Origin of the sequence: Agrobacterium sp. CNPSo 3708, assembly GCF_028674915.1 — a bacterium.
Lineage (GTDB): Bacteria > Pseudomonadota > Alphaproteobacteria > Rhizobiales > Rhizobiaceae > Agrobacterium > Agrobacterium cavarae.
This window is the reverse complement of the sequence record NZ_JAQZSF010000002.1, coordinates 879360-891470: the sequence shown is the minus strand read 5'-3', so window position 1 is coordinate 891470 and position 12111 is coordinate 879360. Positions and strand designations below refer to the sequence as shown.

General features: G+C 58.5%; 10 protein-coding genes. All 10 read right to left on the bottom strand.

Features of this window, described 5'->3' with window-relative positions:
• Positions 1-4 precede the first annotated feature (4 nt).
• Positions 5-1096: a DUF1513 domain-containing protein gene (locus tag PVA19_RS07065; RefSeq protein WP_274101751.1), complete on the bottom strand. Its 1092-nt coding sequence runs from the start codon at positions 1094-1096 to the stop codon at positions 5-7.
• 1 nt (position 1097) lies between these two features.
• Positions 1098-2219 carry an imelysin family protein gene (locus PVA19_RS07060; protein ID WP_274101750.1) on the bottom strand — a complete coding sequence of 374 codons (1122 nt, stop codon included), beginning with the start codon at positions 2217-2219 and terminating at the stop codon, positions 1098-1100.
• Positions 2219-3739 carry a di-heme oxidoreductase family protein gene (locus PVA19_RS07055; RefSeq protein ID WP_274101749.1) on the bottom strand — a complete coding sequence of 507 codons (1521 nt, stop codon included), beginning with the start codon at positions 3737-3739 and terminating at the stop codon, positions 2219-2221. The genes PVA19_RS07060 and PVA19_RS07055 overlap by 1 nt, the downstream gene beginning before the upstream one ends.
• A 96-nt stretch (positions 3740-3835) precedes the next feature.
• Positions 3836-5113, bottom strand: a complete 1278-nt coding sequence (locus tag PVA19_RS07050) for an imelysin family protein (protein ID WP_274101747.1) — start codon at positions 5111-5113, stop codon at positions 3836-3838.
• A gap of 156 nt (positions 5114-5269) precedes the next feature.
• Positions 5270-6559: an RsmB/NOP family class I SAM-dependent RNA methyltransferase gene (locus PVA19_RS07045; RefSeq protein WP_113261403.1), complete on the bottom strand. Its 1290-nt coding sequence runs from the start codon at positions 6557-6559 to the stop codon at positions 5270-5272.
• A 157-nt stretch (positions 6560-6716) separates the two neighbouring features.
• Positions 6717-7085, bottom strand: a complete 369-nt coding sequence (locus PVA19_RS07040) for a septal ring lytic transglycosylase RlpA family protein (RefSeq protein ID WP_112359003.1) — start codon at positions 7083-7085, stop codon at positions 6717-6719.
• Between the two features lie 380 nt (positions 7086-7465).
• The gene (locus PVA19_RS07035) at positions 7466-8344 is read right to left on the bottom strand and encodes an SDR family oxidoreductase (protein ID WP_274101746.1); all 879 of its coding nucleotides are present in this window, start codon (positions 8342-8344) and stop codon (positions 7466-7468) included.
• Positions 8345-9481, bottom strand: a complete 1137-nt coding sequence (gene queG, locus PVA19_RS07030; RefSeq protein WP_274101745.1) for a tRNA epoxyqueuosine(34) reductase QueG — start codon at positions 9479-9481, stop codon at positions 8345-8347. It lies immediately after the preceding gene.
• A gap of 82 nt (positions 9482-9563) precedes the next feature.
• Positions 9564-10256 (bottom strand): glutathione S-transferase family protein, encoded by a 693-nt coding sequence (locus tag PVA19_RS07025; RefSeq protein ID WP_062423668.1) that lies wholly within the window; start codon positions 10254-10256, stop codon positions 9564-9566.
• Between the two features lie 870 nt (positions 10257-11126).
• Entirely contained in the window at positions 11127-12107 is a 981-nt protein-coding gene (locus PVA19_RS07020) for a complex I NDUFA9 subunit family protein (RefSeq protein ID WP_274101744.1), read from the bottom strand.
• Between the last annotated feature and the right edge of the window lie 4 nt (positions 12108-12111).

Below are 12111 nucleotides of genomic sequence, written 5' to 3'. Positions count from 1 at the left end.
CAAATTAGCGAGAGATGCGCGCAATGTGCTGGTCCCATGAAACAGCATTCATCCGGCCCGCAAAATCTCCGGCATAGGAGGAGGCGATGACGCCGCTTTTCGATGCGGCGACGCCTGCCGCTTCGCGCAATGCGGTCTGCGTCAGCACCGTGCCGCGCTTCTCGTCTAGCGTGACGAAGGCGTTGCCGTTGGGAGACGTCAACCCCACCACACCCGCCTCGCGGTTGACCGCGATGGCCCCGACATAGTTGGCTAGCCGCCCGGTCGTCTCATCGGGCAGGTCGACGAAACGCAGATCCTTGCCCTTGGAGAAATAGCCTGCAAGTGGGGGCAGGTCATTGCGCGGGCCTTCATACTGGCAGGCAAACCAGATGCGACCGTCATTGCCGAGATCGACGTGGCGGGTGGAAAGCTGCTTCAGCTGCTCCGGGAGGGTGTGTTTCTGGATCAGGTTGCCGGTCGCAGCCTCCAGAAGCACCAGCGAGGGCTCCATGCGATCGATATTGAGTTTGGTGCGGCCAAAATCCGGGTGTGTCTCGATCCCGCCATTGGCGATCACGATCATCGAGCCGTCGGTACTCACTGTCATGTCGTGGGTGCCGATCCCGTGGGCGTCATATTCGCCGAAGCGGCAGAAGCCGTCTCGGGCATCGTAAAGGCCGATGACGCCACGATTGCCATCGAAGTCGTTCTCGCTGGCATAGAGGATCGTACCATCCGGCGAAAACTGTCCGTGACCGTAAAAGTGCCGCCCCTCGGGCGTGTTGATCACCACTGGAGCGCGACGACCGCGTGGATCGAAGGCGACGAAGAAGGTCCCGGGCCTTCGGGCGAAAGCGACCGTCATACCCGTCTCCGGGCTGAAAGCCAAACCATGCGCGCGTGCCGGCAAGGCGATCTTATGAATGATCTCTCCCGCCTCGCTGAGCGTCGCCACGCCATAAGCACCGTCGCGACTACGGAAGGCGGAGGCGAAGACGGCGTCGGTGCGCTCCAGCGCGAAAAGCGAACGCGGCGCAAGCGAGGCCAGAAAGGGGACACCGGCAGCCTTGATGAAGCTGCGTCTGTCGATAAGAAGCCGCCGGTCCTTGTCCACGTCAGTCTCCGTCCGAGAACGAAAAGCCGGAGCTCAGACCGATGGCGCCGCCATATTGGTCGTTGATGCGGTAGATCAGGTCTTTGCCGTTCAACAGCAGGTAATCGACCTTGGCGCGCTCCTTGTCGTCAGCCAAGGCTTTTTCGACATCGGGATTTATGGTGCCGGAGACGCGGACCATGGATTTGGCGATGAAGTCGATAGAGCCGATGATCGAGCGCTGATCCGGTGGCAGGAGATCGCCCATATGGGCGGTGTGCAGTAGATCCTGGACGGCGGCGATGTTGTCGCCGATACTCTTCCAGGTGAGACCGGAGCGCCAGTAGATGGCGGTGCGCGGAAATTTCACATTGTCCGGCCCCTTGTAGAAAGTCTCGATGCGCTGGTCGCGGATCGCTTCTGATGCATGGACGAGAACGCCGAGAAGGGCGACGAGTGCCTCCCGCTCATCGCGAAAGACAGGGTTGTCCGAACCCGGTTCTTTCCAGTTCTTTGCTGTCCCGTCCGGTGCCGTCCAGATCGTCACCAGTTCGTTTCCGATATTGGCAAGATTGCCGGCGATCGCCGCGCCGTAGCGGCAGCGGAAATCATTCTTCTGGCCGGTCAAAGCCTCGGCGCCGGTACCGTAGAGCACGAACTCCAGAGCACCAAGACCCTGTGCTGCGACGCTCTTTGTCTTCAATCCTTTCGCCGTCGTTACGCTCTCATCCTTGTCGGCGAGATAGCGCTGCACCTGCTTCAAGCCCAGACCCTTCTTGTCCGGATAATAGAGAATGCGCTCGAAACGGTTCTGTTCGATGACCGGACCGACGCGGACGATTTCGATATGCGACCAGGCGTCCACCGTATCGGCAAAACCTCGCTTGGCATCGTTCATCTTGTTGGCGGATGGATCGGCACAGAGCGCTTGCATCTTGCTTTCCAGCGCGCGTGCCTTGTCGCGGAATGTCTCATAGCCAGGACGGATGAACCCGTCGACGGCCTTTTCCATCGTCGCACGCACCTTGACGGGGTCGAGCGGCGGCGGTGGCATCAACTCGACATCCTGGGCCTTCGCCGTACCCATGAAGAGAAGGATCGTCAGCGGCAGGCCTGCCAGAAGTTTACGCATCGAAATGTCCATCAAAGAGACTCCAGAAATGTCAGCAATGCCTGCCGATCGGATTTTTGCAAGGCGGCAAAGGCGTCGCGCGCTTTTTGTGCCTCACCCCCATGCCAGAGAATGGCTTCGGTCGGGCTGCGGGCCCGTCCGTCATGCAGATAGAACTCGTTGCCGTTGACAGCGCCCGTCAAGCCAATACCCCAGAGCGGCTGCGTGCGCCATTCCTTGCCTGTCGCGTCACCAACCTGCTGCCCATCCGCCAGACCGTCGCCCATGTCATGCAGAAGAAAATCGGAATAGGGCCAGGTTAGTTGGAAAGAGTGAAGGGGATCGTCGGCGCTTCGTCTTGTGACAAATTTTGGCGTGTGACAGGTCGCGCAGCCGCTGTCGTAGAACATTTGTTTGCCGCGCAGAACATCGGGGGCATCCACATTGCGTCGGGCAGGAACGCTCAGGTTTTCGGTATAGACCGTCACGAGATCAAGAACAGGGGAGGGTGCTTCGGTGTCGCCCAACCGCTTTTGCACCCCGGTCGGCATGGCAAGACAGTCCGTCTGCCTTTCCGTGCAATCCCCATAGGCATTGGGCGCGTCGGGTGTCGATATGCCGAGATCATGCGAAAAGGCCATTGCGGCCTGATCCCGCACGGTTGCGTTCTGGGCTTTCCAGCCGAAACGACCGAGCGACAACGTGCCTGAACGATGGTCGCGAACGAAGGCGGGCTTGCCGGAAATTCCATCGCCGTTTTTGTCCTCAGGATCGGCATTGGCGAGAATGTCTTCTTGAGCGATCGCTTCGATCAAGCCCAGGCCAAGCGTCGGCTGCGCAATCCGGGGAGAGATAGAGGTTGTGGCTTCGAGAGGTCCAGCAGCCAAGCCATCGACGCGATAGCTCGGCTTGCGCAGTGACACGATTTCGCCGTCGCCAAGCGTAACCGTCCGCTCCTCATAGGAAACGGTCAATTTGCCTTCCGCCTGCAAACCCGGCACGGCGAGGTTTTGCAGTTGAGCGCCGTAGGTCACATCGGGAAAATTGAGGACCCGATGGTCCTGGAGAAGCTTGTCTTCCTCAGACGTGCGTGGAGCGCGTGCAAGGCGGGCGATCATCGAGACGGCATCCTCGCCCTCACGCGGCGGGCGCCCGCGTCCGTCATTGATATGACAGGTCTGACAGGAGCGGGCGTTATAGAGCGGCCCCAAACCATCGGAAGCCTGCGTCGACGAAGGTGAGGACACCCACAGCTTCTGGAACAGCGCATGGCCGAGCTTGAAGTCCTGGTCCTGCTCCAGGGCGATGTTGGCGGACGGTTGGGAGAAGGACGTATTGCCCGGCGCAACCCTTGTTGTCGCCGCACCGGCGGACATGGCTTCGAAAGGTTCGGCCTTGGAGAAATCGGTCGTAGGCCTAGTGACGGCGCGAACGCGATCGAGATCGCTTTGGGAGATGTCGCGGCGTGTCGCATCGGCAGCCAGTGACGGCAGGCCGCATATGAGAAGGGCGAGGGTGGGCGTGACAAGCCGAACGAGATCAGTGCGCTTCATGTCCTCGGCTCACGATGACCCGGCTTGGAGAAATGGAAACGAGATGATGAGGCCGTCCGGGACGGCAGCCTCATCTATTCTTCGGATCAATCTATCTTACTTGAAGACGGCGTTTGGATTGTCGAGGCTCTGGGACCCCTCAAGCTCGATCTTGCCGAGGTCGAGGGCGGCAATCACGCGTTCGATCGTCTTGGTCTGGTCGAGAAGCCCGTCGATGGCGGCCTGCACCACGGCGTTACCCTCCTTGTTGCCTTCGCCGATCATCTGGTCGTAGGCTTCAACGGTCTTGGCGCGCTTTTCCATGGCGTGCATGGCATCGAGCGTTTTGTTGAGCTTCGCTTTCATCTCGTCGTCCAGCTTCTTGTCGCTGGCGGCAATGAGTTCGGAGAGCGAAGGTCCGGTCATCTTGGTCCCGTCGGCGCGGGTGTATTCGCCGGTATAGGCCGAAGCGATGCCGATCGCGTCGTTGAGATGCGAATTATAGGTGTTGTCGGAGAAGCAATCATGCTCTTCTTCCGGATCGTGCAGCAGAAGGCCAAGCTTCATGCGCTCGCCCGCAAGCTCGCCATAGGACAGCGAGCCCATACCGGTGAGGATCGCGGACAAGCCCTTCTTGGGATCGGCTTCGACATTCTTCGTCGCCTCGCCATCCGGCGCCCAGTTCGCGGCCATCTCCTTCAGGTCGGAGACCAGCAGGGTCGAAGCGGCTTTCAGATAATCGACGCGGCGGTCGCAATTGCCGCCCGTGCAGTTCTTCGTGTCATAATCAGTGTACGGGCGGTTGCCCGCTCCTGGGCCGGTGCCGTTCAAATCCTGACCCCACAGCAGAAACTCGATCGCGTGATAGCCCGTGGTGACGTTGGCTTCCACTTCGCCAGCTTCTGCAAGGCTTCGGATCAGTTCGGGCGTGATCTTGGATGCATCGACCACTTCTCCGCCAACGGTCAGTTTCTTGTTGGCGATGATGTTGGCCGTGTAGAGTTCGTTCTCGTCGCTCTCAGTGCCGTAGGAACTATCGACATAGTCGATCAGGCCTTCATCGAGCGGCCATGCATTGACCTTGCCTTCCCACTCATCAACGATCGGGTTGCCGAAGCGATAGACTTCAGACTGCTGGTAGGGAACACGCGCCTTGATCCATGCTTCGCGGGCAGCTTTCAGCGTCGCGTCACTCGGCGCTGCAATCAGCGCGTCGATCGCCTTGTCCAGCGCTTCTGCGGTGGTCAGTGAATCCTGATACTTCGCCTCAGCCAACTCGGCATAGTGCTTGACCACGGCGGCGGGATCGGTCGCTGCTCTTGCGGGAGCCGCGGTGAAGGCTGACGATGCAGCGAAAAGCGCCATGCTGGCGCTTAGAACGGTTTTGCGAAACATGCTCTCTCCTGTCCAGCACTGCGGTAACGAGGCTGTGAAGGCGAGTTCTGAACCAATCATAAACTGGTGTCAAATATTCTAGTTTAGAAGCTTTCCAACAAACGGACTGACACGGTCTTATCGCCTTGCAGCAGCGTTTATATGAGGAAATCCTTTCTAGCCCTTGCGAGTCATGGCGCAGAAGAAGAAGCCATCCGTATCCGTCGTCGCTGGCGTCAGAGTTACCGTTTCACCATCTGCGGAATGGGGCCTGGTCGCGGTCGGCCCGAAGGTCTTCGTCCACCGGTCAAGTGCCGACGTGATGGAGAATTCCGGGTTTTCGGCGCAGAAGCGACGAACCTGACGCTCGTTCTCTTCCGGCAGCACGGAGCAGGTCACATAGAGAAGTTCACCACCAGGCCGCACAAAGGCCTTTGCCTGATCCAGAGCTTCGGCCTGTTGACCGACGCGCTCTTCCAGATTGCGTTGCGTGATGCGCCATTTTGTGTCGGGCCGCCTGCGCCATGTGCCGGTGCCCGTGCACGGTGCGTCCACGAGAACGCGGTCGAACTTGTCGCGGAACGCGTTCAGTCCGGCCGGTCTGTCATGCACCTGGACGTTTCGCGTGCCGGCACGTTTCAGACGCTCGATGATCGGCGCCAGGCGTTTGCGATCGGCATCGAAGGCGTGAACCTGGCCCTTGTTGTTCATGGACGCGGCCATGGCCAGCGTCTTGCCGCCGCCGCCGGCGCAATAGTCGAGGATCTGCTCACCTTCCGTGGCACCTGCCAGATCGGCAACGATCTGCGAGCCTTCGTCCTGCACCTCGAACCAACCCTTCTGGAAGGAAAGCTCGGCTGTGACGTTTGGCAGGCGCGACGGACCTTCGCCCGCTGGAATGCGTATACCTTGACGCGCGATGCGGGTTGCGACGGCGCCGGTCTCTTCCAGCGCCTTGAGCACCTTGTCGCGGTTTGCCTTCAGCGTGTTGGCACGAAGGTCGAGCGTCGGGCGTTCATTCAGTGCTTTTGCCTGTCGGAGCCAGTCGTCTTCAAATGCCGCCACAAGCGATGGCTGAACCCATTCCGGAATATCGCCCTGGATGTACAGAGGCGCGTCGGCCAGCGAGCGGCTTTTCAGTGCGTTGATTGAATCTTCGGAAAGAGGCGGGGGTGCGAACTTATCGCCATCGAACTCTTGCGCCAGTTGCTCAGGCGTTTTGCCCCATTGGCGCAGCATGACGGCGTAGCCCAGCGCGGTGGCGCTATCGTCATCCATCAACCATGCGTGGGACAGTTTCATGCGAAGGGCATCGTAGACGATGTTGCCGATGGCGGCCCTGTCGCCGGAACCAGCGAAACGATGCGCCAGTCCCCAGTCTTTCAGTGCGTCGGCGACCGGGCGTCTGCGCGCCTCGATATCTGCCAACACTTCGATTGCTCCGGCCAAACGCCCGCCCAAACGCATTGTCTACCTCATTCTGTGATGCCCGGTTGGTAGACGCGAATGGCGGCGAGGGCAAGGCTTAGGCTGGAATTCCCGAACAAGCGCTTCGGAAATCAAAGCATGGTTCACGTCAAGCGCCTAAACGGCCTCGCGAGAACGACATGCGGCAAAACAAGTCTTACTTGGCGGCGACGATCTCGTAGCAGACTTTCGCCGTACCGGAGCTAACCATGCCGAGGTTCTTGGCTGCAGCCTTGGACAGGTCGAGAACACGACCCTTGATGAACGGGCCACGGTCATTGATGCGAACGACAACCGCTTTGCCATTGCGTGCATTGGTCACCTTGACCTTGGTGCCGAACCGCAAGGAGCGATGCGCTGCGGTCAGATTGGAAGGATTCATCCTTTCGCCGGAAGCAGTCTTGGAAGTGAGAGCATACCAAGATGCGCCGCCGCAACCATTTGCGGCACTGGCTTGAAGAGGAGCGATAAAACAGCAGGCGGCAATAGTTGCTGCCGCGATAGTCATGCGTCGGATAGTCGTCAAACTGTGCTTCCCTGATACTCGGCCCCGCGCCGAATGAATTGCGGAGAGTTTAGGGACGCGGAAAAATGGCAAAAACTTGCCTCCTTCCAATCACGAACTGTTACAGACTGTAACATTCGTGATCGGTAGCGTGAAAGCCAATTTTAGATAGCCGTCTATGGTTTCGGAAAAATTTCTTTAGAATCAAACCACAAGCGCAAAAGCATTGCGGCACCAGCTTACGAGTCACGACTTCACAAAAGTCGAGCGAAATAATTTTCTAAAAGCTGAAAAAATCCTCTAAATTTGCACATTAATAAAAGGTTAAAGACAAATTTGACGATGATAAACATTCTCAAAACGCCACTTGGATGGATTTTTCACCCTTTGAAGATGAACGTTCATTCATCTTTCCAGGTGCCGCTTTCCCACAATTGGCGCAGCGATCCGCGGTAATCGGGGTAGCGAAACGAAAAGCCTATGTGGCGGAGCTTGCCGTTCGAGACCCTTTTGTTCTCGCCATAGAAGGACCGGGCCATGGGGCTGAGTTCCGCCGTCTCAAAGGATTGTTCGGGAGGAGGGTCGATCCCCATCAGATCCGCGGCGAACGTCACGACATCTTGCGGCGGTGCCGGCTCGTCGTCCGTCACGTTGAAGATGCCGTTGGCGTTGCGCGACACAAGGAAAGCGCTCACTGCCCCGATGTCCTCGACGCGGATGCGATTGAAGACTTGATCCTGCTTGATCAGGCGCCGGGCAGTCCCCTTTTCCAGGTTCATGAAGCCGTTGCGGCCCGGTCCATAAATGCCCGACAGACGCAGAATACAGAGCGGCACCGAGGCGTCGTTCGCCACTTTGATCCACGCCTGCTCTGCCTCCACGCGCTCCAACGAGCGCGCCGAAACGGGCTTGCAAGGCGTTGCTTCATCGACCCATGCCCCATCGTGATTGCCATAAACGCCGACGGTGGAGAGATAGGCAGCCCATTTCAGCTGCGGCATGAGCGATTGCACATCCCCACCGCAAAGTCGCAACAATGGATCGCCCGTCTTGCCGGGAGCAATCGATTGGACGAGATGGGTGACGGTTGAGAGTGCCGCGCGCAGATCGTCATTGAGCATTTCGCCATCGAAAATGAAGGGGGTGATGCCGAGCGATTGCAGCTTGTCGGCCTGGTCCGCGCTTCGCGTGGTACCGCACACCCGGTCCATGCTGTCCTGAAGACTTTTGGCGATAGCTTTGCCGGAATATCCGGCACCGAAAATCATCAGCTGCGACATCTATGCTCCTGCGATACGCCACTCTTCCTGCACATCCGAATCGTCCTCGGTCGTGTGCGACGCAGCGTAAGCATGGAAGTTATGGCTGTCCATCAACTGTGAAAGTGCCCAGACGGCCATTCCGCGCACCTCCGGTGATGCATCACTTGCCAGACCCTTGCACTTTTCGACCAAGCCTTGGTCCTTCGAATTGCCGGCCGCGATCAGAACGTTACGGATGAAGCGATTGCGACCAATCCGCTTGACTGGCGATCCGCTGAAGAAGGTTCGGAATGCAGCGTCATCGAGCCCAAGAAGAAAGTCGATGGAGGGTTCCTTGAGATCCTCTCGCGCCTGCAACTTCATTTCCGATGCGCTGGCGGCGAACTTGTTCCAGGGGCACGCAGCAAGACAATCGTCGCAGCCATAGATGCGGTTGCCGATCATCGGTCTGAATTCGTGCGGTATAGGCCCTTTATGCTCAATCGTCAGATAGGAAATGCAGCGCCGTGCATCGAGCTTGTAGGGCGCCGGAAAGGCATTGGTCGGGCATGCCTCCAGGCAGGCGCGACAGGAGCCGCAATGATCCCTCTCAGCCTCATCGAGACAGAGTTCGGCCGTGGTGAACATGCTGCCGAGAAAGAGCCATGAGCCGAAGGAGCGGCTGACGAGATTGGTGTGCTTGCCCTGCCAACCAAGACCGGCAGCGGCAGCCAGCGGCTTTTCCATCACCGGCGCAGTATCGACGAAGACCTTCACGTCCTCTCCGGCACGCGCCGCAAAGCGTGTTGCGATCTCCTTCAGTCGTCCTTTGATGACGTCATGATAGTCGCGGTTGCGGGCGTAAACGGAGATTGCGGCCTTGTCCGGCTTTTCGAGGATTGTGCGCGGGTCTTCATCCGGTCCGTAATTCAGTCCGAACATCACGATCGAGCGGACATCACCCCACAGGGTCTTGGGGGAGGCCCGCCGCTCCTGCGTTTCCGCCATCCAGCCCATGGTGCCGTGGAAGCCGCTATCGAGAAATTCACGCAGTCGATCCGGCGCCAGCGGAATAGCGTCCGGCGAGGTGATCCGACAGAGGTCGAAGCCAAGCGCCGTTGCTTCCGCTTTGACGAAATCCGTCAGCTTGCGGGCGCGCAGCTCCTGCTTCTGCAAGACCGTGTCGATTGCTTCTCTCCTGGGACGCCTGCCGGCACTGCGCCGACTGAGACGCTATATATAATGCGTGGTGACAGGATTAGAAATCGAGATCGGCATAATGGGAAGAGGGTGCCAGACGCGGCACGCGTTCGGCCAGCAGCGGACGGAAGGACGGGCGCGACTTCACCCGCTGGTACCATTCCTTGGCAATCGGCGCTTCCAGCCAGTTGATCTCCCCGAGATAGTCAAGAATGGAGACCGATGCTGCGGCCGCGAGATCGGCATAGCTCAAGCGATCCCCGGCAATCCAGGTGCGCGACCCGGCAAGCCATTCGAGATACTTCATATGCTGGCGAATGTTTGACCGGGCGGTCCGCAAAAGTTTCGAGTCCGGCGGTCCGCCACCTTGGGCAGCGGTCATCTGCAATTTGTAGACGCGCTCGCGCACCAAGGGCTTGGTGACGTCGTTTTCCATTTTCTGAAGAAACCACTCGGTCAGACGGCGGATTTCAGCGCGTTGAAACGGTTCTTCCGCTAGAAGACGACGATCGCGCTTCAGCACGCCGTGGGCTTCATCCAGAAACTCTGCCAGCACATAAGGCCCACAGAGCGAGCGCATGTTGTCGTCGAGATAGACGGGCAAGGTACCGGCAGGATTGAGCGCTAGAAATTCCCGCCTCTTTTCCCAGGGCTGCTCCTCGACAAGATCGATCTGGAAGCCATATTCGGCAAGGATCAGCCGGACGAACCGTGATGCTGTCGACATGGAGGAATGATAAAGAGTTGGCATTTGCGCTCAGAGTTTGTGTTTCTTGCGGTTGCTTATCTGTGGTGGAAAAAAGCTCAAAGTGCGGCTTTGGCACGAAATAATAGACGAAGTTTTTTTAACGTAACTTTAATGCTGCGTTGCACCACGGAATGGGCGCGAAAATCGGGACCGATTTTCGAAAAACGCAATGGGTAGGCTCGAATAAGATGGAGCGTCCCTTGTGCATCCAGGGATGCGCGGCGCTCTTTCTCTTTCGTGACGGCCTTGAGCGGCTGCAATAAAAAAGCGCCCTGGATTTTCCCTCCGGGCGCTTAGCCTTTTCACGCAACGGCCGTCCGAGCCATCGACCTCACTGCGCAGAGATGGAGCTCGTTGCGCATGGGTCAACCCCATAGGCAGGAGAGCAACCGGTCTTGCCCGCGGCAACCGTGCCCGGAGCCATGAACGAACCTGCCAGAACAACCAACGCCGCACACGCAAAAAAGAGTGCGATAGACCTGCCCATTTCTCATTGCCTTTCAAAATTAAAATACGAGCGGTCACGCCGCTGCTTGGTTGTTCGATGGAGGATGTGTCGTGATTGTGGCGTTTACCAATAACTGACGTTGCTGAACACCGGGTTAATGTGAAGACTTTTCCACCGTTGCCCTTGCGCCACGCTTGCGGCATTCCCCACGCGTTTCCGCGACATTCTCACCCCTTGAACGTCGCGACAAATTCATCGCCGAACGCTCGTTGGGGTCATAACGGGTGGAGTAATCTTTGGTTGCAGCGCGTTTTAAAAAAACCGCAGGCATCGTAGCGCATCGTAATCGACTTCATCAAAGCACGCGGCGCGTCAACTCAGAGAGTTGAAGCGCCGTTCGTGCTGAGAAGAGGAAGAATTGTGCTTTAAGCGGCTTTTCCCGCATTGCTGAACTGGCCGTGCGGGCGGTAGCTGACCAGATAGGACGACAGCACCGAGGTGATGCGAACGGGGGTGATCCCCATGCCTTCCAACGTCAGACCCACCTTTTCCGCTTCAGCCGATACCACATTGTCATTCTTCAAAAGGGCAATCTGGTCGGAGGTGAAGGGAGGCTTGATCAGCGGAATGAGGGACGCCACCGAACCCATCAACGAGGCAATGCCGAAGGGCAGGTTGATCATCGGGCGTTCGCGGTAGGTTGCTTCCAGGACCGCCTCGAGACATTGACGGAAGGTCAGAACGTCTTGGCCGCCAAGCTCATAGGTGGCGCCGGGCTTCAGCTGACCATCGACGCTGCGGGCAACGGCTTCTGCGACATCTTCGACATAGACGGGCTGGAACTTTGTCTTTCCACCACCGATCAATGGCAGGAAGGGAAGCGTGCGGGCCATGCCGGCAAACTTGTTGAAGAAGTCGTCCTCAGGGCCGAAGACGATGGATGGGCGCAGAACGATGGCGTCTGGCAGAATGGAGCGGATCGCGGCCTCTGCGCGGCCCTTGGTGCGGGCATATCCAATCGAAGAATTCGCATCGGCGCCGATTGCCGAAATATGGGTCAGCGTCGCGCCTGCCGCTTTTGCCGCTTCAGCGACGGCGCGCGCACCAAACTCCTGCACGGCGTCAAAGGTGTTGCGGCCATTTTCGAACAGCAGCCCGACGCAATTGACGACGTGATCGGCATCTTCGACAGCACGGACGATCGAGTCCTTGTAGCGCAAGTTCGCCTGGGCAAAGGAGATTTGGCCGACATTACCGAGCGGCTGCAGGAAGCCTGCAAGATCCGGGCGGCGCACCGCAACGCGGATGCGATAGCCGCGCTTTGCGAGCGTGCGAACCACATGCCGCCCGACAAAGCCCGAGCCGCCAAAAACGGTGACGAGAGGAGGAAGGTTGGCCAAGGGCATGGGA

Coding starts and splice junctions, on each gene's coding strand:
- PVA19_RS07060 (WP_274101750.1), bottom strand. CDS start 2,219: ATGGACATTTCGATGCGTAAACTTCTGGCAGGCCTGCCGCTGACGATC.
- PVA19_RS07055 (WP_274101749.1), bottom strand. CDS start 3,739: ATGAAGCGCACTGATCTCGTTCGGCTTGTCACGCCCACCCTCGCCCTT.
- PVA19_RS07050 (WP_274101747.1), bottom strand. CDS start 5,113: ATGTTTCGCAAAACCGTTCTAAGCGCCAGCATGGCGCTTTTCGCTGCA.
- PVA19_RS07045 (WP_113261403.1), bottom strand. CDS start 6,559: ATGCGTTTGGGCGGGCGTTTGGCCGGAGCAATCGAAGTGTTGGCAGAT.
- PVA19_RS07035 (WP_274101746.1), bottom strand. CDS start 8,344: ATGTCGCAGCTGATGATTTTCGGTGCCGGATATTCCGGCAAAGCTATC.
- PVA19_RS07025 (WP_062423668.1), bottom strand. CDS start 10,256: ATGCCAACTCTTTATCATTCCTCCATGTCGACAGCATCACGGTTCGTC.
- PVA19_RS07020 (WP_274101744.1), bottom strand. CDS start 12,107: ATGCCCTTGGCCAACCTTCCTCCTCTCGTCACCGTTTTTGGCGGCTCG.